Origin of the sequence: Halobellus inordinatus, assembly GCF_024464655.1 — an archaeon.
GTDB classification, from domain to species: domain Archaea; phylum Halobacteriota; class Halobacteria; order Halobacteriales; family Haloferacaceae; genus Haloquadratum; species Haloquadratum inordinatus.
On the sequence record NZ_JANHAV010000001.1, the window covers coordinates 85,348 to 106,604 of the forward strand.

Consider the following 21,257-nt stretch of genomic DNA (forward strand, 5'->3'; position numbering starts at 1 on the left):
GGTCGTAGCGGTTCTTTCCGCTGTGGACGTAACAACCCGAACACATTTTTTCAGGCCGACGCGGTCATAAATACTCGCCCGGTCCGGCAGAAGTCTTTTTCAGTGGGGAAGCCGACCCCCGAACGATGGCAACCGACGACGACGCGTCCGCCGCCGACTCCGAGTCGGACGGCGAGGACACGTTGGAGGGGGGCGGGGACGCTTCGCCGTCGCCTCACGAGGGGGACATCGTCGATCGGACCGCCGACGACGCGGGGGAACTGTCAGTCGAGGAAGCTGGGGGGCTCCCGGCGACTGACGCCGCCGACGTTCCGGCGGAGGGATCTGACGACCAGGCTGCGCGCGGCTCCGACGCGCAGGACCACAGTGGCGACGCGACCGAGGACGCCGCAGCCGGGCCGGCCGAGGACGGCCCGAAGGTCGCAGTCGGCGAGTACACCTGGGCGGACTTTCTCGACGAGTACGGCGTCGACGGCGACGTCACCACGCTCTATCAGGGCTACGACCCGCGCGAGGTAGACGACGGCGACGACGCCGAGAGCGCCCGCTGGGACGACGGCGAGACCGTCGAGATCCCGACGCCGACGCGCGAGGAGTGGGACGACGTGAGCCTCGATCCCGAGGCGTACCTCGAGTTCCACCCCGTCGACACCGACGACGAGGTCGAGGCCGCAATCGCGGAAGCGGTCCGCATCTCAGCGGAGTTCGAGGCGTTCTGCGACCCGGAGACGACGCCCGTGGTCAAGGACGTCTGGATGTGGGAGCACTACAAGCGCGAGTACTACTACGAGGAAGACGGCTCGCGCCCGCGGGACGAAGACGGCGAAATCGAGCGGTTCGACGCCGAGGACGCGCTCGGCTTCGACCCCGAGGTGATGGAGAACGCGCTCGCTCGCGGCGGGCAGCGCGCCGCAGAGCTGAAAGACGTCGTCGACGAGCGTACGGTCGACGTCGACCCCGAGTTCGACGAGGACGCCTTCTTCACCGACGCGCGTGGGGCGACGACGGTCGCCAACCGCTACGATCTCGAAAAGGCGGTGCCGCTTTCGAAGAAGACGCACTTCCGCGAGGTCGAGCGCTACTGGGTCGACAAGCCGCACTCGTTCGTCATCATCTTCCACTCGACGAAGGAGAACGAGAAGAAGTACTACGTCGTCGAGCCCTACCAGAACCGGATCGAAGCCGACCTGGTGGAGTTCCTGACCGGCAAACTCCGAACGGCAATCAAGTACGACGACGAGAGCGTCGTCGGCGACGGTCCCGACACCCGCCGCCGCGTGATCGAACAGCAGGCGCTCGAACTCCTCGATCGCTACAACCTCTATCAGGTCCCCGACCGCCCACGACAAACCGGGCTCTCGATCCTTCCGTCGAATTCCACCGGCTCTACGGACGACGGGATGCTCTCGCAGTTCGACTTCGACCTCGGGGGAGCGTTCGGCAACGGTGACGCCGCGGCCCAATCTGCCGGACCCGGGTCGGCAGCGACCGCCTCCGAACGGCCGCTCGCGTCGATCGCGCGCTCGCTCGGCCTCGGTGAAGGCTCGCTCGGCGGCCGTCTCGACGGCCTGTTCGCCGAGTCGACGACAGCACACTCCGATCCCTCACTCGACGGGACCGCCGCGCGGCCCGAACCGGCCGTGCTCGAGGAGGGCCCGACAGAGCTGACCGACTACCAGGTCGAGAAACTGCTGTACGTCCTCCGGCGGGACTTCATCGGCTACGAGCGGATCGACGGCATCAAACACGACGTGAACGTCGAGGACATCTCCTGTGACGGCTACAACTCCCCGGTGTTCGTCTATCACTCCGACTACGAGCAGATCATCACCAACGTCTACCACGAGGAGGAGGAACTCGACGACTTCGTCGTCAAACTCGCCCAGCGGTCGGGCAAGGGCATCTCGAAGCGCCGTCCGCAGGTCGACGCGACGCTCCCGGACGGCTCTCGCGCCCAACTGACGCTGGGTCGGGAGGTGTCCGACCACGGGACCAACTACACCATCCGCCAGTTCAAGGACGTCCCGTTCACGCCGATCGACCTCGTGAACTGGAAGACCTTCTCCTTAGAGGAGATGGCGTTCCTCTGGCTCTGCATCGAGAACGACAAGAGCCTGATCTTCGCCGGCGGGACTGCCTCGGGGAAGACGACGTCGCTGAACGCGGTGTCGCTTTTCATCCCCTCGAACTCCAAGATCGTCTCGATCGAGGACACCCGCGAGGTCGAACTGCCCCAGCGGAACTGGGTCGCCTCCGTCACGCGCCCCTCGTTCAGCGACGACGACCGCGGCGACGTCGACGAGTTCGACTTACTGGAAGCCGCGCTGCGACAGCGCCCCGACTACATCGTGATGGGCGAGATCCGCGGCGAGGAGGGGCGGACGCTCTTTCAGGTGATGTCGACGGGCCACACCACGTACACGACGTTCCACGCCGACAGCGTCGGTGAGGTCCTCAAGCGCTTCACCACCGATCCGATCAACGTCTCGAAGACGATGTTCACGGCGCTGGATCTCGTCTCGATCCAGACGTCGACCCGCGTCCACGGCGACAAGGTCCGGCGGAACAAGTCGCTGACCGAGATCAACCACTACGACGCCGAGAACGACGAGATCAACGTCCAGGACGTCTACCAGTGGCAGGCCGAGGGCGACGAGTTCCTCAAGATGGGCTCGTCGAACACGCTCGAAGACGTCCGGTTCGACCGCGGGTGGACTAGAGAGCGACTCGACGAGGAACTGTTCAAGCGCCGCGTGGTCCTGGCGTACCTGATCGATCGCGGCCTCAACACGTACACGCAGGTCGCGGCGACGCTGCAGGCGTTCATCAACGATCAGGAGACGATCCTCGCGCTGATGGCGCGCGACGACCTCGAACGGAGCCTCGAAGACCTCCGCGAGATGGAGTCCGTCGAGATCGACGTCGACCCCGAGAAAGAGGAGATGGTCCCCCGGCCCGATCCCGACGAGGACATCCGCGACCTCTGTCGCGACATCCTCGACCGTGCGGCGGAAGAACTCTGGCCGGACTACCAGGACCTCGAAGACGTCGACGTCGCGGATGCACTGGTCGACGTCGACGCCGCGCCGGACGTCACCGCCGACATCGGCGAGCATCCGGAACTCGACGCGCTCGACGAGCAGACCGACCAGCCCGAACTCGACTCGATTTCCGAATCGGCGGAGGCGCTCGACGGAGACGACGGAGACACCGACGTCGATGGCGCCCTCGAAGGCGACACCGCCGCTGACGCGCTCCCAGATGCGGAACCGATCTCCGACGAGGAGCGCCTCGAAGACGACGAGCGGGCTGTCGGGGACGAGGAGACGGGTGACAGCGACGCAGCCCTCGGAGACGTCGATGCCGGGGACGACGGAGCTGCCGACCCGTTCGACGCCTTCGAGAGCGACTCGGTCGACCAGAGTGGCGACCACGGCCCGGCCGGGACAGACCGCTCGCGAGCGGATCCCCAGGAGACGGACGCGAACCAGTCCCGCGGGGAGTCCGACGAGTTCGGCATCGAGGACTTACTCGAGGAGGGCACAGCGGCTGCCGATGCGGACGCTGACGTCGACGGCGAGGAGATGTGGGACTTCAGCGAGTTCGAGGGCGTCGAGCCGAGCGACGAGACGGGAGATCATAACGCAGACGACAGCGCGCGTGCCCGAGGCGATGATTCGGATGATTCGGGCGATAGACCGGGTGGCGGCGACGACGCTAGCGAGACAGACGTGGAGGACGAAACCGGAGAGAACGATGCCGACGACGCCGAGGAGACAGACGCGGACGACGAGACAGGAGGTGCGGACCGATGAGTCTCGACGTCGGCGACGCCGAGGGAGAGGGACTCGACCGAAGTAACGACGCGCTCGGCGACATCTTCTACCCCGTCTTCCAGTTCCTCTTCGACGAGGACGGCGACTTCGTCAACGATGTCGGCACGAAACTGGAACAGGCGCGGATGCCGGCGACGGTGGAGCTGTATCTCTCCCACGCGATCGCCATCGGCGTCATCGCCGGGGCGTTCCTCTGGCTCCTCGGAACCTTCGTCGGGTGGGCGATTTTCGAGTTTGGTCTGATCTCGCCGGACGTTATCAGCATCGGCCTCCCTACCGGAGACGAAGCGACGGCCGCCGCGCTGGACGCGCTCACTGTGCCAGCGGTTACGATCGTCTCGGGTGTCGTCTTCGGCGCGATCGGGTTCGGTATCGGGTTCGGGAGCCTCGTCGCCGTCCCGTACTCGAAGGCTTCCGGACGGAAGCGCGAGATCAATATGCTGCTCCCCGACGCCATCTCGTTTATGTACGCTCTCTCGGTCGGGGGGCTGAACCAACTGGAGATTCTGGAGGCGATGGGCCGCGCCGACGACACCTACGGCGAGGTCGCAAAGGAGTTTCAGAGCATCGTCCGCGAGACCGAGTACTTCGGGACCGATTATCGAAATGCGATCCGCGATCAGGCGATGACAACGCCCTCAGAGGAACTCTCGCAGTTCCTGACGGATATGCTCTCGATCGTCAACTCCGGCGGTAATATGGAGCAGTTCCTCGACGACAAGAAAGAAAAGCACCTCCGGACGGCCAAACAGGAGCAAGAGACCGTCCTGGAGACGCTCGAACTCTTCGGCGAGATGTATATGACGCTCTCGCTGTTTCCGCTGCTTCTCATCATCATCCTCGTGATTATGAGTATGCTCGGGCAGGCCCAACAGAGCCTCCTGTACGGCACCGTCTACGGCCTCGTGCCGCTCACCGGCGTCGGCTTTCTCGTACTCGTCTCGACTGTCAAACAGGACGAACCCGGCGACGGCTATCTCCAGCCCACAAACGGTTCGGATCGGCTCGAACAGGTGAACCGCGAGGGGCTGATTCATATGGGGCTGATCGAGAGCTTCGTCGGCGAGTTCCGCGTGTTCGACCGCATTCGCTCACGGGAGGGCACGTACAAGACCGCGCAACTACTGCGGCGCCCGCACCTGTTCTTCCGCGATCACCCACTGTACACGCTCGTCGTGACCGTGCCCGCGGCGCTGGTGCTCCTCGGTATCGCCGTCGTCAACGGCGCTGCCCCGCTCGCCTGGCAGGGAATGCTCGACAATCCCGTTTGGGGGACGTTCATCTGGTGGTACGTGCCGGTCTACGTCGTCGGGATTCCGCTCGCCGCCTTTCACTCCTGGAACGTGCGCTCGCGGAACGCCGTCATCGGGAAGCTTTCGGACAACCTCCGAAAACTCTCCAGCGCGAACGACACCGGACAGACGCTGCTCGAATCCGTCGAAACCGTCGCCTCGACCTCCTCTGGAAAGATCGCCGAGGAGTTCGAGATAATGCACGCGAAGGTGAACTACGGGATGAGCCTCCGCAGCGCGCTCGTCGAGTTCAACAACAAGTACCACATCCCGCGACTCGCGCGGACCGTCAAACTCATCTCGAAGGCTCAGGAGGCGTCGAGTCAGATCACCGAAGTCCTGACAACCGCGGCGCAGGCCTCAGAGAACCAAGACGACATCGAGCGCGAGCGGAAATCCCGAACCCGGATGCAGGTGGCGATCATCCTGATGACGTATCTGACGCTGCTCGGGGTGATGGCCATCCTCAAGACGCAGTTCCTCGACGTGATGGCTGGTCTGGCGTCGCAAGCGGGCTCGGGCGGGAGCAGTAACCTCTCCGGACAGGGGATGAACTTCGGGAGCGGCGTCGACACCGACCTGCTCTCGGTGCTCTTCTTCCACGCCGTCACGCTGCAGGCGGCGCTCTCGGGATTCATCAGCGGCTACATCCGCGACGCCGAGATCGTCTCTGGGGTGAAGTTCGTCGTCATCTTGCAAACGATCGCGCTCGTCGTCTGGATGGTGGTCGGATGACGCTGCGCCGGTCGAGCGTGAGCGACGAAGCGCGTGCTGAGACGCGCGCACAGACGACGATCGACTTCGCGATCGGCGTGAGTCTCTTCTTGCTCGTCGTCGCGGTCGTGGTCGCGTTCGTCCCGACGATCTTCGCGCCGTTTCAGGGCGTCGACGGCTCCCAGACGGCTGATCGCCTCTCGACATCACTCTCGACGGATCGACTGGGGCAGCCGTCCGAGCCGTACGTTCTGAACGCGACGTGCACGAACGCGTTCTTCGAGCAGGTCTCCACCGGCACGGACGCGCCGACCTCCTGTCGGTTCAATACGACTGCCGATACGGCACGGACGGTCTTCGCGCTCCCCGAGTCACGGTCGGTCAACGTCTCGATTCGCACGCTCGACGGCGCGGTCGCGACCGGAGCCGACGGCGACCCGCTCACGGCCGGGCCGTCAGTCCCGCAGACGACCTCTGTCACGTCTGCGCGGCGCGCGGTATCGTTCGAGGGCGACACGCACAGACTACTCGTGAGGACGTGGTGATGGACCGCGCACAGGCCCATACGCTCGAAGCGATCACGGCGGCGATGATCCTCGTCTCCAGTCTCGTCTTCGCGCTCCAGGTGACGGCCGTGACGCCGCTGACCGGCAGCACGTCCAGCCAGCACATCGAGAACCAACAGGCCGCCGTCGCCGAGGGCGTCCTCGCGTCGGCCGACGAGGAGGGAACGTTGCTGCCGACGCTGCTGTACTGGAACGAGTCGGCCGGCACCTGGCACGGAGCGACCGACGACGGCTACGTTCGGAGCGGTCCACCGACCGCCTTCGGATCCGTCCTCAACGAGACGTTTCTGGATCGCGGAATCGCCTTTGACCTGACGCTGTACTATATCGACGACGACGGCGAGCGCCAGCCGCAACCGATCGTCGATCTCGGTCAGCCGAGCGACCACGCCTCGAGCGCGCGCCGGCTCGTCACCCTCTCGGACGACGACCACCTACGCGACCCCGACGGGTCGGTCTCTTCGACGACGCTCTCGAACGCCTCCTACCCTGTCGACGACGCGGACCCGACGCAACAACTGTACACGGTCGTGGAGGTGGAGCTCGTCGTATGGCGGATCTGAGGCGGCAGTCAGGCGGGCGGAGCTCCGAGCGTCCCTCGGAGCGTGTGGACCGCGCTCAACTCCTCCTCGTGGGCGCGCTCGCCCTCGCGGTCCTGTTCGTCGCGCTCGCGCTGCTTTTGAACACTGCCATCTACACCGGGAACTTGGCGACCCGCGAGGCTGGCGTCGATTCCGCTGGCGCGATCGAGTACGCCTCGGAAGCGCGGACGGCCGGCGAGGATGCGATCCGATCGGTGAACTACCGTAACAACTCCTCGCACTCGGCGCTGAACACCTCGCTCCGGTCGACGCTGCGGATCTGGGACGACGCCGCGGCACAGCATCGCGCGGTCGTCGGTGACGGTGCTGACGTCGATCTCGTCGGTGCCACGAACGGCACGCGGATCCAGCAGGACGACGTCACACAGAAATTCACGACCGCGGGCGGCGTAGCAAACTGGACCGTTGCGTCCGACCCCGACCTCTCGGGGCTCCGCTCGCTGCGTCTGACCGTCGACGAGACCACTCTCGCGAGCGGTCCCAGCGACGACGCGTTCCACCTGAACGTCGCCTCGGACGCGGGGACTCGGAACATCTCTGTCTACGACGACAGTGGGCCGACGGTGCAGGTCTCAGAGAACGGGTCTGTCGTCGACACCTGCTCGCCCGGTTCGTTCTCCGGCGACACGTTCCGGATCGACGTCGCGAACGCGTCCGTCGGCGGGTCGCCGTGCTCGAACCTTTCGGTCGTCGACGACGTCGGTGGCGACCTCGAAATCGCGTACACCAACGGCGACGAAGCGGGCGGGCGGTACACGATGGTCGTCGACGAGCCCGGGGTCGGCCCCGCGTCTAGCGACCCCTACTCGACGCCCGCCATCTACGCGGCAGACCTCCACGTCACGTACCGGACGCCGAAACTCGACTACGAGGCGCGAATCGAGGTGGTCCCCGAATGACGTCTTCCTGCGACCGCGCGGTCTCGATCACGGTGAACTACGTCATCGCGTTGGGGATCACCGCCGTCCTGATCTCGGGGCTGCTCGTCGGCGCAGGCGGGTACGTCGAAAACCAGCGCGAACAGGTCGTCCGCGAAGAACTCGACGTCGTCGCCGAGCAACTCGCCGCGGGGATCGCCGACGCCGATCGGCTGTCGGAGTCGCAGGCGCGCTCGCGCTCCGTCCGTGTCGGCGTCGACCTCCCCGAGCGCGTGGCCGGTGAGTCCTATCGAATCTACGTCAGGGGAGTCTCAGACCCGGCCGACCAGCCGGCGAGACACGAACTGACGCTGCGGCCGTCTCGATCTGACGTGAGCGCCACGCTTACTGTCTCGACGACGGTAGGTATCGAAGACGGATCGGTCACTGGGGGGTGGACGGTCGTGCGACTCGACACGAGCGGTCCGGACCCGACGCTCGTGGTCGCCGACGGCGACGCCTCGTCGTCGCTGTCGCTCACCGGGCCGACAGAGGGGGCTCTCGAAGGATGAATTACCGCGCGCAGTCGTCGAACATCGGACTCGTATTGCTCCTCGCGCTGACGATCACCAGCGCTGGCGTCGTCGTCGCCATCGGTTCCTCGGCGCTGGCCGACGTGCAACAGGAAGCGACGGCCGATCGAGCGGCACACGCGATGACGCTTCTGGACGCCCGCACTGCCGTCGTTGGACTCGGAGAAGGATCCGTGCAGACGGTCCAACTCGGGCGCTCCGGCGGGGGTCAGTATTCCTCCGAGTCCGAGAGCGGGTGGCTCCGTATTCGGCATCGCAACTACACCGACAACGAGACTGAGACGGTCTACAACGCGTCGCTCGGATCGGTCACCTACCAGACCGCCGAGACGGAGATCGCCTATCAGGGCGGCGGCGTCTGGCGGTACCGCGACGGCGGCACGACGATGGTGTCGCCCCCGGAGTTTCACTATCGGGATCAGACGCTCACTTTGCCGGTCATCCGCGTTCGCTCGAGTGACACTGTGACCGGGAACGCGCGAGCGACCGTCCGTCGTTCGGCGTCGACCACCCGTATCTTCCCGAACGAGACGGCGGCGACCGACGACGGCGTCGGCGCGCCGTACGATGAGGACGTGGACGGGGCGACACAACAGTATCACAACCCGGTACGCAGTGGCACCGTCGCGGTGACTGTCCACAGTCGGTTCTACGAGGGCTGGGCGGAGTACTTCCGCACGCGGACGACTGGCAACGTCTCCACCGACGATAGCAACCGGACCGCGACGGTCGTCCTCGAGACGGCTGGGGCAGTGGGCGTCTTCCCGTATCCCGAAAAAGACGGCAGTGTGACCATCCGCGGGATCGCAGACGGGCACGCCGTCACGGATTTCCAGACGTCGATCAAAAAGGACCACGGGACGTTCAACAACCTCTACGCCTCGTTCTACATCGAGGACGGCGACAAGGCCTACGAAGTTGCCATCGAGGTCCCGAACGGGATCGGAAACAACTACTGCAACGGCGGTGCGTCCACCGAGCAGTTGGTGATGGACGTCTACTACGACGACGCCTCGACGTCCGAAGACGTTCACCGCTGGTCGAACGATAGCATCCCGTCGGACTCCGGCCCGGTGCAACTCGCCTGTGAGGGCGGTGACACGGTGATCGACGTCGACTTCACGAGTTCCGCACAGAACTTCACGTACGGATCGAGCAACGTCGGCCACGACACTGCGATCGACTGGGACGCCCGCGACGATGGGGGCAGCGTGGACCCGGTTTCGTTCAATCACACCGGCGACGACGGGGAGAACACGACGTACTACGACGGCGACGAACAGACGCTCCGAATCCTCACGCGCCACTACTTCGCGACCTTCGACGGGGAGTTCAAACTCCACGTCGACCACGGCCCCGGTGACCGCGGGACGACCCAGATCGACCAGAGCGCGTCAGGAGGCGTCCTCCGGTACGACACGACCGACGCCTCGTCGTACATCACGTATCTCCACGTCACGCAGAACAACGTCACGATCGACCTGAACTGATCCGGGTCAGTCAGCACGACTGTCCGTTCCCGCCTTCATTCGAAGGCTGTCGTCACGCGCACCCAGATGACCGTGACACGGTCAACATCGTTGACTGTACACGAGACGCGTCCGGGGGTGCCCGGCGCCGGTTCGCTGATCTCAGTGCACGCGAAGCCGGCGGACTCGTAGTGCCGCCCCCACGCGTCCGTGTACGGTGTCGTGACGTTCACGCGAACCATCTCGTGATTGACCGACTCGTTGTCGTAGAAGAGCCGCGACCGGGTCGCGGACATCCGAACCCGGACCGTCTGTGACCCGCCGGTGACAGCCGATCCGACGTGCTCCTGTCTGATCAGTGTGAGCTGAATGTGGTCGTCGTCGACGACGAGCGGCGGCCCACGGACGACTGCCGACCCGCTGCGCTCGCTGTCCCGGAGCACTGCGCCGTTGCTGAGCCGGATCTCTCCGCCGGCCTCGACGTCGTAGACGATCGGTGACAGCGCGTACTCCCAGTACGTCGGTGACGCACCGTCCGGATCGACAGTCACGTTCATCGAGGCGTCGTCGACCGAGCGGAGCGTCGCCTCCGAGAGCTTCACTTCCGTCCCTCTGCTCGGTGCGCCCTCGGTGATATCCCGGAGGTTGTCTGCGAGGACGTCGAAGGCGCGCTGGGCGTTCTCGACGCGCTCTGCGTCCCGCGTCGCTTCGAGTTCCGAGACGCCGACGGCGTAGACTGTCCCCACGGACGCGACGACGAGTGCGAAGACGAGCACGAAACTGACTGTCTCGCTCACAGCGCGTTCGTCGCCGTTCATACGGGCCGCTTTCGCCGTCGCAACATTAAGTGTGCCGTCGAGTGGCCCGCCGCTGTGCGTCTCGTTGTTGTGCGCGTTTCGTTGTGGCGTGCGTCTCGCTGCGGCGTGCGTTTATATCGGATGACGGCCCCACGACCGCCGTGACGTAAGCTCCGCCTCGCGTCGGGCCGCGGTCGTTCGGCACGTCGGCGCGAGGTCCCCCGTTCTCCGGGGTGCGACTGTGCCGACTGTTCGCCACTCTCGTCATTCAAAAAAGACGGCCGAGACGACCGAGACGACCCGATCAGTCGTCGCTGGTCTGTGCGAGCGCGTCGCCGTCCTCCGCGGCGGTCGCGGCCGCGGCGGGCGGCAGTTCCTTTCGGACGTCGTCGCGGGCGCGCTCCTCGATGACCTCGGCGTAGGCGTCGGGCATCACCTTCACGAAGTCGGTGACGACCTCCCCCCAGTCGTCGAGCATCCACGCCGCGCGGTCGCTGTCGGTGTAGGTCGCGTGGTTCTCCACCAGGCGGCGGAGCATCTGGCGGTCGGAGTCGTCGAGGCTGTCTTCGAGCGAGACCATTCCGGTGTTCGTCTTCGCGGCGAACTCGTCGTCGGGATCGTAGACGTAGGCCACGCCGCCGGACATCCCCGCGGCGAAGTTGCGTCCGGTGTCGCCGAGCACGGCTACGACGCCGCCGGTCATATACTCACAGCCGTGGTCGCCGACGCCCTCGACGACGGCTTTCACGCCGGAGTTGCGGACGGCGAAGCGCTCGCCAGCGACGCCGTTGACGTACAGTTCGCCTTCCGTCGCACCGTAGAGCGCGACGTTGCCGATGAGGACGTTCTCGTCAGGCTCGTAGGCGGCGTTGTCGGGCGTCTCGACGATGATCTTCCCGCCGGAGAGCCCCTTGCCGACGTAGTCGTTCGCGGCGCCGGTGAGATCCATCGTCACGCCGTTGGCGAGGAACGCGCCGAAGGACTGGCCGGCGACGCCGTCGAACGTGCAGTGGATGGTATCGTCCGGGAGGCCGTCGCCGCCGTACGCCGCGGAGATCCGATTCGAGAGCATCGCGCCGACCGCGCGGTCGACATTCGAGATCTCCTCGTCGAGTGCGATCGGCTCGCCCTCTTCGAGCGCGGGGCCGGCCCGCCGGATGAGGTCGTGATCGAGTTGGGTCTCGACGCCCTCGTGGACCTGATCTTCGGTCTTCTGGCGCGCGTCGCCGGACGGTTCCGCGATGACGTCCGAGAGATCGAGGTGCTTGGCCTTCTCGTGGTCGGTCTCGCGCTGGGTGAGAAGCGACGGTCGGCCGATCATCTCCTCGAGCGAGCGGAAGCCGAGGTCGGCCATAATCTCGCGCAGTTCCTGCGCGATGAACGTCATATAGTTGATGACGTGATCCGGCTGGCCGGGGAAGCGCTGGCGCAGGTTCTCGCGCTGGGTGGCGACGCCGACCGGACAGGTGTTCTCGTGGCACTGCCGAGCCATCACACAGCCGGACGTGACGAGCGAGGCCGTCCCGAAGATGTACTCTTCGCCGCCGAGCAGCGCCGCGACGGCGACGTCGCGGCCGGTCTTCATCCCCCCGTCGACGCTGACGCGGATTCGCGAACGCAGGTCCGTCGCCCGCAGCATCTGGTTGGCCTCCGCGAGGCCGAGTTCCCACGGGAGGCCCGCGTTCTTGATCGACGTCTTCGGCGACGCGCCCGTCCCGCCGTCGTGACCCGAGATGTGTACTACGTCGGCGTTGGCCTTCGCGACGCCGGCCGCAATCGTGCCGATGCCGGCCTCCGAGACGAGTTTCACGTTGATGTCGGCGTCGGGATTGGCGGTCTTCAGGTCGTGGATGAGTTGCTTGAGGTCCTCGATCGAGTAGATGTCGTGCAGCGGTGGCGGCGAGATGAGGCCGACGCCGGGCGTCGCGAACCGCACGTGCGCGATCATCTCGTTGACCTTCTTGCCGGGCAGGTGCCCGCCCTCGCCGGGCTTCGAGCCCTGCGCCATCTTGATCTGGATCTCGTCGGCGCTCGTGAGGTACTCGGAGGTGACGCCGAAGCGGCCCGAAGCGACCTGCTTGACGTTGCACTCCTTCTCGGTGCCGAACCGCTCCGGCGGTTCACCGCCCTCGCCGGAGTTCGATTTGCCGCCGAGGCGGTTCATCGCGATCGAGTTGTTCTCGTGGGCCTCCGGCGAGAGGCTGCCGAGCGACATCGCGGCCGTCGAAAAGCGGGTGACGATGTCCTCGACGGGTTCGACCTCCTCGATCGGCACCGACTCGCGGTCGGACTCGAACTCGAGCAGGCCGCGGAGGGTCTGGAGCTCCTCGGTCTGGTCGTTGATGAGCTCTGCGAACTCCTGGTACTTCTCGTAGTTGCCCGAGCGGACCGCCTGCTGGAGCGTGCCGACGGTCTGGGGGTTCCACTGGTGGTGGATGCCGTCCGAGCGGTGTTCGTACTCGCCCTGCCGGTCGAGTTCGGGATCGTTCCCGTACGCGACGGTGTGTCGCGTCTGAACGTCCTCCTCGATGACGTCGATACCGATGCCCTCGGTGCGGATCTCCGTGCCCTCGAAGTACTCCGCGACGAAGCCCGAATCGAGGCCGACGGCCTCGAAGATCTGCGCGCCCTGGTAGGACTCGACCGTCGAGATGCCCATCTTGGCCATCGTCTTCAGGAGGCCGTCTTCGAGGGCCTTCTTGTACGCTGCGATGGCTTCGCTCTCGTCGGCGCCGTCGGGACCGGCGACGACGTCGGCGATCGTCTGGTAGGCGAGGTAGGGGTTCACTGCATCCGCACCGTAGCCGACGAGCGTCGCGACGTGGTGCACCTCGCGGGGGTCGCCGGACTCGACGACGAGGCCGGCGTGGTTCCGGTGGCCGTTCCGGACGAGACAGTGATGGACCGCGCCCGTCGCGAGCAGACTCGGGACCGCGACGCGGTCGGGTCCGAGGTTCCGATCCGAGAGCACGACGACGTCGGCACCCGCTTCGATGGCATCGACGGCGTCGTCGCGGACGCGCTCGACCGCCGCTTCGAGCGAGCGCTCGGGGTCGTAGGTGATATCGACGATCGTCGTAGACATCGAATCGCCGTCCTCGCCCAGCGACTTGATGCTCGCCGTCTGCGCGTCGGTCAGGACGGGGGAGTCGAGAACGAGCTGTCGCGCGTGCTCGGGCGTTTCGTCGAGTAGGTTGCGCTGGGCACCGAGCCGCGACTCAAGCGAGGTGACGAGTTCCTCGCGGATGTAGTCGAGCGGCGGGTTCGTCACCTGCGCGAACAGTTGCTTGAAGTACGTGAACAGCGGACGGTTGAAATCTGAGAGGACCGACAGCGGCGTGTCGTCGCCCATCGAGCCGACCGGATCTTTGCCCTCTTTGGCCATCGGTTCGATGAGGTGGCTCAGTTGGTCGTGGGTGTATCCGAACGCCGCCTGCGCCGCGCGGAGGTGGTCGACGTTCTCTCGCGGCGTGTAGTCGTCGGCGTCGGCGAGTTCGTCGAGTTGCTGCTGTTCGTCGTCGACCCACTCGCCGTACTTCTCGTCGGTGAGGGACTCGAAGACCTCCTCGTCGGGGATGACGCGGCCCTCCTCGGGATCGGCGACGAACAGCTGTCCCGGCTGGAGTCGACCGCGCTCGCGAATCTCGCTGGGGTCGGTGTCGAGTGCGCCGACCTCGCTAGCCATCACGAGCGTGTCGTCGGTCGTGACGTCGTACCGGCACGGACGGAGGCCGTTTCGGTCGAGGACGGCTGCGACGCGGTCGCCGTCGGTGGCCGCGACGAGCGCGGGGCCGTCCCACGGCTCGATCAGCGAGGCGTGGTAGTCGTACCACTCGCGGCGTTCCTCGGTCATCTGGTCGTCGCCGCGGTACGCCTCGGGGATGAGCATCCGGAGGACGTGCGGGAGGTCCCGACCGCCCTGCAGGAGCAGTTCGACCGCGTTGTCGACGGAGGCCGTGTCGGACTGATCCGGATCGTTGATGATCGGCTTCAGCGTTTCGAGGTCCTCGCCGAAGTCCGGATGTTCGAGGTCGGTCTCGCGGCTCCGCATCCAGTTGATGTTGCCCTGGATCGTGTTGATCTCGCCGTTGTGGACGATGTGGCGGTAGGGGTGTGCGAGGTGCCACGCACCCAGCGTGTTCGTCGAGAAGCGCGCGTGGACGAGCGTCAGCGTCGATCGGAGCCGCTCGTCGTCGAGGTCCGGGTAGTAGTCGGCGAGTTGCTCGCCTTTCAGCAGTCCCTTGTAGACCAGCGTCTTCCGCGAGAGCGAGCAGATGTAGAAGCGAGCCGCACCTTCCGATTCGAGTTCCTCGACCTCGTTCTCGACGTCGCGTCGTGCGACGTACAGTGCGCGGTCGAAGGCCTCGGCGTCGAGGTCGTCTTCGGGTGCAACGAACACTTGCCAGACGTCGGGCTCGGAGTCGAGCGCGGTCGCGCCGAGATCAGAGTTGTCGGTGGGGACGTCGCGCCAGTGGAGTACGTCGAGTCCGTGCGCACCGAGCACGCGCTCGAAGATGGCGATGAGACCTTCGCGCGCGGCCCCGTCTTGCGGCATAAAGAGCGATCCGACCGCGTACTCGTCGGGGAGATCGGCGTCGACGACGGCGTCGAAGAACTCGTCGGGGCGCTGAATCATAATCCCGGCCCCGTCGCCGGTGTTCTCCTCGGCTCCGGTCGTCCCGCGGTGTTCGAGATTCTCTAGCAGTTCGATCCCATCGGCGACCGTTTCGTGGGATCGGCCGCCGTCGAGGTCGATAACGGCACCTACGCCGCAGTTCGACCGCTCGTCCGACGGGTCCGCGAGCCCGCAGGACTCGCCAGTCGTGTGTCTCTGTGGCTTGGTCATATGTCCCCCCTTGACTTGCCCCCTAAAGGGCCTTCTCCTGAAAGCATAAGGGTTCACTAACCACATATAAGGTTATTAGTATAATACAAATCCGAGTGAATAATAGTTCGACGCCCGACGAACTACATCGACGAGGACGCGACATCCGGCGAGACGCGGTGGTCGTCCGTTCTCCGAGTGGTTCGACTACTGTCTGTTTCCTGTCAGTGAACGCGAACCGCGCGCCACAATGGTCGCTCTCCGCACAGCCGTGACCACTGACGGTGACGGAGCGGTCGGGTGCATCCCAGGCTACATCGATCCACCCGCCGCTGCCGCGTCCGATCGAGTACCGAGCAGCCCCCAACAGCTACCGTAGTCGAACGCTGTCGGTGTGGATCCGGCGGCGTCTGTACTGTCCGTTACTGATACTGTCGGACAGACATTCGTGAAGTATGTTGGCACCCAGAGTGATCAGCGGAACTGTTGAACCCGCTGATGGACGCTGCCCACGACACAGGGAAATCGGGTGACCCCGTTGAGATCGTCGTGGCTCTCGTCGTCTCTCCCGCCTAGTTCAGAACTTATGCAGACCACTCCGGGGTGCCGATACGCTTCACATCGTTCTGTCCGACCGTATGATACCGACTGCTCTCTCGGTGTGAGGTTCGTCGAAATCCAAGTACCCTCGGCGACGAGAAGGAACACACTACGGCCCACCCTGGGGCGGTTATCCTCCTAGTAAGTCGTGATAACCACGCCGCTACTGTGCGGGTTGGTGTGGTAGCACCGGCATTACAATTGGTCGCTTGACAGTCATCAACAGACAACGCGATCGGGTCCTCCCGGTCGGCAGATCCACAACTATGCAAGAGAAGACGACGGTGGATGGCAGTCTCGAACAGAGCGAGGGTGGGTGGACGTTCGACGAGCAGGTCGCCGAGGAGTTCGACGCACACGTCCGGAAGTCGATCCCGCTCTACGAACAGGTCCAATCGCAGGTCGTTGATCTGGCCGACTGGTTCCTCCAATCGGAGGGAGAAGAGAAAGTCTACGATCTCGGCTGTGCGACGGGGACGACCATCGAACAGCTCGTCAATCGCTACGGGACGGAAGGGCCGCCGTCGTTCATCGGCATCGACATCCAGGCCCCGATGCTGGATCGCGCGCGGGAACGCATCGGTGACTGCCCGAACGTCGATTTCCTGCAGGCCGACGTCTCCTCACACATGTCTTTCCCCGGGGCGTCGATGGTCATCAGCCTGTTCACGATGAGTTTCGTCCGCGAGGAGGACCGGCGAGAACTCGTCCAGCAGATCTACGACGACCTCGAATACGGCGGCGCGTTCGTCTTCGCCGAGAAGACGCGGGCCCGGTCCTCGCAGTTCCAGGACATCTGGAACGAGGAGTACTGGGACTTCAAGGCCAGCCAGGGCCTTACCGAGGAGGAGATCATCGGGAAGGCGAAGACGCTCCGTGGGCAACTCCGGCCGCTGACCGTCGCCGAGTACGAGGATATCCTCACCGACGCGGGGTTCGACGTCGACCGGGACGTCGACATCTTCTTCAAGTGGTTCCCGTGGACCGGTTTCGTCGCACGGAAACGATGAGAGGCGACACGCTCTCCATAGGATGGACGGCGGGCCGCGCGGAGGTGGGGCAATGAGCACTCAAACCCCGTCGCTCGTCAGTCGGGCGTTCCACGTGCTCCGCAAGCGCGGGCCGCGCTCGCTCGCGAAACACGCCTGGTGGTACGCCGTCGGGGCGCTGACTGCCCTGTGGTGGCAACTACGGTACGACATCGACGTCGGCACCGGCCTGGAAGCGGCCGTCTCGGACGAACGGCCGGTGTTCGCAGACCTGTTCGCGAATCTACGGCGGGACGATGTCTTCTACGACGTGGGTGCACACGTCGGTATCTTCACCCGACCGGTTGCGGCGTACCTCACTGAGGGGACAGTCGTCGCCTTCGAACCGGGAGACGGAGCGTCCCAACTCAGAACGTCCACCGGAGAGCGCTCGAACGTCATTCTCTCGGAGACGGCCATCAGCCAGCAGGCAGGCGACGGCTACCACTCTCATCAAGGACGCGTCGGTCTGCTCGGCAACAGTGACGCGGCGGGATTCGAGACGGTCGACGCCCGCGACATCCTCGACGACGAGACCATTCCACTCCCGACTGTCGTCAAGATCGACGTGTTCGGAGCCGAACTCGACGTGGTCAAGGCGCTCGAAGAACTGCTGGCGCGCGAGGAGTGCCGTCTCGTCTACTTGGAGGCACACCTCCCGACGACGTTCCAGCGGAAGCGCCCCGACGACGTCTTCGAGGACTACCTCGACGCCTGGTCGCTCACCGACCTCGTCCGCGTGTTCTACGGCGCGGGGTTCGAGGTCGAACCGATCTACCTCCGACGCGACACCCACGACGTGTTCCTCAAGGCGTACAAAGCGGACGCAGAGTGAGCGCGGGTCGGTCGCGACGCCCCGTTCTCGCTCGCTTCGCTCGCAGGCTGCGGCTCGTCTCGTTCAAATCTCCCTTGGCAATTTCTCTGATCAGTTCGTTCGCAGCAGAAATGCGCCGGCCGGGATTGTGAACTTCACTCGCTCCCCCCGGTCGCTCGCTAGTTCAAATCCCTCTGGACGATTTTCGCCTCACTTCGTTCGGCAGAAAAAGCGCCGGCCGGGATTTGAACCGGAATCAGACGTGCTCGCTCGCTTCGCTCGCTGCGCGCGACTGATAGGGTTCAAAACCCTTGGCGCATCTTCCCGCACGACTCACTCGTCGCTGTCGCTCCTCATTCGTAGTAGCGGGAAGATGCGCCGGCCGGGATTTGAACCCGGGCCATGAGCTTGGAAGGCTCAGGTCCTACCACTAGACCACCGGCGCTCGTCCGGATCATCACCACGACCGCGCGGTGACGACCTTCACTCACCCGTTCCCGGTCCCCAAATAAGGGTGTTACCCTTTGGAGTCGTCGCTCGGCGTACTGGTTCGCAGCAGGGTACTGTGTTCGACAGGTCCGAACGAGAGAGGGCCATACTGTCGGACAGTATCAGTCGTCGTCGGCCGGTTCGGGATCGGCGGGTTCGATCGGCGGCGCGCGCGCCTCCTCGAACTCCGCGGCGGCGGCGCGGACGCGGTTGCCGGTACTCGGCACCTCGTCGGCGCCGACGGGGCCGGTCGCCCGGAGCGTCTTGAGATCACGCGGGAACTCCCGGAGGCCGTAGTGGATGTCGATGCCCGCCTGGGCGCCTTTGCCCATCGCGACCGGAATCTGATTGTGTCCGGGCGTGATGTCGCCGACGGCGTAGACGCCCTCGACGGTCGTCTCCATACTGTCGCTGACGACCACCGTGCCGTCGTCGTTCAGTTCGCAGCCCAACTGCTCTGCGAGCGCGTCGTTGTAGTTCGAACCGTACATCGGGAACCCGCCGCGGTACTGGCGGACGGTCCCGTCGTCGAACTCGAAGGCCTTCAGCCAGCCGTCGTCGCTCTTCTGCATCCCGGTAATCTCGGCCTCGACGATGCCGATCGGGTGCCCGCGGAGCTGTTCGTCGGTTTCGTCGCTCCACTCGGGCGCGTCGCCGCGGAGCAGGATATCCACGTCGTCGGTGAAGTTGAGCATAATCATCGCGACGTGGGCGGCCGCCTCGCCCGTCCCCATCACGTAGACCGGACGGTCGATGAACATATACGCGTCACAGTGGAGACAGTAGTGCAGTCCCTTGCCGGTCCGCGGTACGGGCGGGTCGGGGCGCTCGTCGTTGAATCCGACGCCGAGGACGACGCGGTCGGCCCGGAACTCCGCGTCGTTGCCGACGAGTCGGAAGCGACCGTCGTCGGTCCGTTCGGCCTCGACGATGAAGTCGCGGACGACGTCGGCGCCGTACGATTCGATCTGTTCCTGCGCCGTCTGGAGGAATTCGTTGCCCGAGGTGTGCTCGGGGACGCCGATAACGTTGTGCGTGTCCAGCATCATCGCTGCCCGGCCGCCCCCGCGGTCGACGACAACCGTATCGTGGCCCAGTCGGGTCGTGTACAGGGCGGTCTGGATACCCGCCGGACCACCGCCGACGACGACTACTTCGTAGTCGCGTACGTCCTCTGTCTCGCTCATTCGTCTCCTGATAGCGGTCGCTCCGACTTAAACGCAGAGTTCGAGTGCGCCGCGACCGACCACCCGCGAACCGTTCAAGAAGCGTCGGCCGGCCAGGACTGCTGCCGCCGCTCTCGGTCGCTATGCTGTCGCTGTCTCTGCTCCGAACAGCCTCCGACACGACTCACGATTCGTGGCGGTCGCGCTCCCGCAGGCGCTTCACTGTCCGATAGCCGACGGCTCCGGCGGCGACTCCGGCGACGCCCGTTCCCACGAGTGCCGGCAGATTTCGGTCGGTACGAACCCTGCGGAGGCTCCCCGCTCCCTCCTCTGTGACTTCGAGGTCGTACTCGTGTTCGTCACCTGTCTGAATCGTCTCGGTCCGCGCCGCGTTCACGGACGCACCGTCCGCGTCGGTCACCATCGCTGTCAGTTCGTACTCGGTGTCGGCGGTTCCGAACACGCTGATCCGGTAGGCTCCCGGTTCCGCTCCGTGCTGGCTCCGCACCCGCCCGTACTCGCCGCGACTTCGGTCCGTGTACACGCCGCGGATGCGCCCGATCTGGCTCCCGCCGGGACCGACGACGGTGAGATCGACGTCCTCTGAGGTCGCGACAACGAGCGTGAACGGGAACAGCGACTCTCGGACCCTCCTCTGGTCGACGGTGACGTGATCCATCGGCGTCGGCGCGGTGCGGTCGGCTGCGTCTTCGATCCGATCGTACCGACTGAACAGCATTCCCGTGTACTGGCCGTACTGTCGCATCGAGACGGACTCGCCGTCGCGTTCGAACTCTAACCGCGGCGAGCGCCGCCGATACGCCGAGGCGGGGAGGTTGGGATCGTAGATCGGAACGACCACACTGTCGCTGCGGTCCTCGAAGCCGTACGCCAGCACCTGATGTGAGAGCAGGGTGTTGTTGAAGAGGATGAGCGTCGCGGTCCCGAACCGCTCGATGACGTTCCTGACGTCGCGGAGGATCGCTTCCGTGTCGATCCAGTCGCGATACAGGATCGCCTGCCGTGCGAGAAACGCCCGAAACCGGAGATACTGATCGGCCTGCCGCTGTACGATTTCGTCGTACACCGGGGCGATCGGTTCGTCGACCGGAACCGTCGGGACTTCGATCTCGCTCGCGCGACGCCGGTCGACGGGGATGGTTCCTGGCCGCTCGAAGTACCGCTGGGCCGTCAGCGCCATTCCGTAGCAGTGGCCGTTCGTTCCCGCCCGCTGTACCACTGCCGCGCGGAGCTGCGTGGCGATTGCACTCACCATCGCCTGCGAGAGTGCGCCGACGTCGAGTCCGAGGACGGCCCGTGCCTGTTCGACCCACCTCGTCCGGATCCGCTCGCGGATCTCCGCTTGCGTCGGGGCGGGCGGGGAGTCGAAGTACTGGTCTTCGGCTCCCCAGTTCCGAAACCCGTAGCCGTGTTCAATCGGAGTAAACCCACCGGCGCCGCTCCCGGACTGGGCACGCGTGATTCCGGAGACCGCCCCTGCTGTAACGGGGGCGGTCAGTCCTGCGAGAAAGCCACGCCGTGTGACACGACGACCCATAGTAGGTTGTACACAGGAACGAGTATATCTGTTCCCCCGCTCGCACCCGGT

General features: G+C 65.3%; 13 protein-coding genes and 1 tRNA gene. 9 read left to right on the forward strand and 5 right to left on the reverse strand.

Annotated elements, in window-relative coordinates:
* Nucleotides 1-125: 125 nt before the first annotated feature.
* Genes NO347_RS00430 through NO347_RS00460 form a run of 7 tightly spaced genes read left to right on the forward strand, consistent with a single transcriptional unit; the run spans nt 126 to nt 9,950 of the window.
* A complete protein-coding gene (locus tag NO347_RS00430; RefSeq protein WP_256287775.1) occupies nt 126-3,815 on the forward strand; it encodes an ATPase, T2SS/T4P/T4SS family in 3,690 nt (1,229 codons plus the stop codon).
* A complete protein-coding gene (locus tag NO347_RS00435) occupies nt 3,812-5,863 on the forward strand; it encodes a type II secretion system F family protein (RefSeq protein ID WP_256287776.1) in 2,052 nt (683 codons plus the stop codon). Before NO347_RS00430 ends, NO347_RS00435 begins: the two co-directional genes overlap by 4 nt.
* Nucleotides 5,860-6,387: a DUF7287 family protein gene (locus NO347_RS00440; RefSeq protein ID WP_256287777.1), complete on the forward strand. Its 528-nt coding sequence runs from the start codon at nt 5,860-5,862 to the stop codon at nt 6,385-6,387. The genes NO347_RS00435 and NO347_RS00440 overlap by 4 nt, the downstream gene beginning before the upstream one ends.
* Complete coding sequence (locus NO347_RS00445) at nt 6,387-6,971, forward strand: DUF7288 family protein (protein WP_256287778.1); 585 nt, start codon at nt 6,387-6,389, stop codon at nt 6,969-6,971. Before NO347_RS00440 ends, NO347_RS00445 begins: the two co-directional genes overlap by 1 nt.
* Nucleotides 6,959-7,909 carry a hypothetical protein gene (locus NO347_RS00450; protein WP_256287779.1) on the forward strand — a complete coding sequence of 317 codons (951 nt, stop codon included), beginning with the start codon at nt 6,959-6,961 and terminating at the stop codon, nt 7,907-7,909. Before NO347_RS00445 ends, NO347_RS00450 begins: the two co-directional genes overlap by 13 nt.
* Entirely contained in the window at nt 7,906-8,439 is a 534-nt protein-coding gene (locus NO347_RS00455; RefSeq protein WP_256287780.1) for a DUF7266 family protein, read from the forward strand. The genes NO347_RS00450 and NO347_RS00455 overlap by 4 nt, the downstream gene beginning before the upstream one ends.
* A complete protein-coding gene (locus NO347_RS00460) occupies nt 8,436-9,950 on the forward strand; it encodes a DUF7289 family protein (RefSeq protein WP_256287781.1) in 1,515 nt (504 codons plus the stop codon). The genes NO347_RS00455 and NO347_RS00460 overlap by 4 nt, the downstream gene beginning before the upstream one ends.
* Before the next feature lie 35 nt (nt 9,951-9,985).
* Here the strand turns inward: NO347_RS00460 and NO347_RS00465 are convergent, their stop codons facing one another.
* Nucleotides 9,986-10,747: a DUF7289 family protein gene (locus NO347_RS00465; protein WP_256287782.1), complete on the reverse strand. Its 762-nt coding sequence runs from the start codon at nt 10,745-10,747 to the stop codon at nt 9,986-9,988.
* Between the two features lie 283 nt (nt 10,748-11,030).
* Nucleotides 11,031-15,572 (reverse strand): glutamate synthase large subunit, encoded by a 4,542-nt coding sequence (gene gltB / locus NO347_RS00470; protein ID WP_256287783.1) that lies wholly within the window; start codon nt 15,570-15,572, stop codon nt 11,031-11,033.
* Nucleotides 15,573-16,417: 845 nt separating this feature from the next.
* Here gltB and NO347_RS00475 point away from each other — a divergent pair.
* Nucleotides 16,418-17,161, forward strand: a complete 744-nt coding sequence (locus tag NO347_RS00475) for a methyltransferase domain-containing protein (RefSeq protein ID WP_256287784.1) — start codon at nt 16,418-16,420, stop codon at nt 17,159-17,161.
* 52 nt (nt 17,162-17,213) lie between these two features.
* Entirely contained in the window at nt 17,214-18,014 is an 801-nt protein-coding gene (locus NO347_RS00480; protein ID WP_256287785.1) for an FkbM family methyltransferase, read from the forward strand.
* Between the two features lie 353 nt (nt 18,015-18,367).
* Here the strand turns inward: NO347_RS00480 and NO347_RS00485 are convergent.
* The 3 genes from NO347_RS00485 to NO347_RS00495 form a co-directional block, all read right to left on the reverse strand.
* Nucleotides 18,368-18,438 (reverse strand) — tRNA-Gly (locus NO347_RS00485).
* Nucleotides 18,439-18,604: 166 nt separating this feature from the next.
* Nucleotides 18,605-19,669 carry an NAD(P)/FAD-dependent oxidoreductase gene (locus tag NO347_RS00490; RefSeq protein WP_256287786.1) on the reverse strand — a complete coding sequence of 355 codons (1,065 nt, stop codon included), beginning with the start codon at nt 19,667-19,669 and terminating at the stop codon, nt 18,605-18,607.
* Nucleotides 19,670-19,832: 163 nt separating this feature from the next.
* Nucleotides 19,833-21,206, reverse strand: coding sequence for a hypothetical protein (locus NO347_RS00495; protein ID WP_256287787.1), 1,374 nt, complete (start codon nt 21,204-21,206; stop codon nt 19,833-19,835).
* Between the last annotated feature and the right edge of the window lie 51 nt (nt 21,207-21,257).

Coding starts and splice junctions, on each gene's coding strand:
- NO347_RS00430 (WP_256287775.1), top strand. CDS start 126: ATGGCAACCGACGACGACGCGTCCGCCGCCGACTCCGAGTCGGACGGC.
- NO347_RS00435 (WP_256287776.1), top strand. CDS start 3,812: ATGAGTCTCGACGTCGGCGACGCCGAGGGAGAGGGACTCGACCGAAGT.
- NO347_RS00440 (WP_256287777.1), top strand. CDS start 5,860: ATGACGCTGCGCCGGTCGAGCGTGAGCGACGAAGCGCGTGCTGAGACG.
- NO347_RS00445 (WP_256287778.1), top strand. CDS start 6,387: ATGGACCGCGCACAGGCCCATACGCTCGAAGCGATCACGGCGGCGATG.
- NO347_RS00450 (WP_256287779.1), top strand. CDS start 6,959: ATGGCGGATCTGAGGCGGCAGTCAGGCGGGCGGAGCTCCGAGCGTCCC.
- NO347_RS00455 (WP_256287780.1), top strand. CDS start 7,906: ATGACGTCTTCCTGCGACCGCGCGGTCTCGATCACGGTGAACTACGTC.
- NO347_RS00460 (WP_256287781.1), top strand. CDS start 8,436: ATGAATTACCGCGCGCAGTCGTCGAACATCGGACTCGTATTGCTCCTC.
- NO347_RS00465 (WP_256287782.1), bottom strand. CDS start 10,747: ATGAACGGCGACGAACGCGCTGTGAGCGAGACAGTCAGTTTCGTGCTC.
- gltB (WP_256287783.1), bottom strand. CDS start 15,572: ATGACCAAGCCACAGAGACACACGACTGGCGAGTCCTGCGGGCTCGCG.
- NO347_RS00475 (WP_256287784.1), top strand. CDS start 16,418: ATGCAAGAGAAGACGACGGTGGATGGCAGTCTCGAACAGAGCGAGGGT.
- NO347_RS00480 (WP_256287785.1), top strand. CDS start 17,214: ATGAGCACTCAAACCCCGTCGCTCGTCAGTCGGGCGTTCCACGTGCTC.
- NO347_RS00490 (WP_256287786.1), bottom strand. CDS start 19,669: ATGAGCGAGACAGAGGACGTACGCGACTACGAAGTAGTCGTCGTCGGC.
- NO347_RS00495 (WP_256287787.1), bottom strand. CDS start 21,206: ATGGGTCGTCGTGTCACACGGCGTGGCTTTCTCGCAGGACTGACCGCC.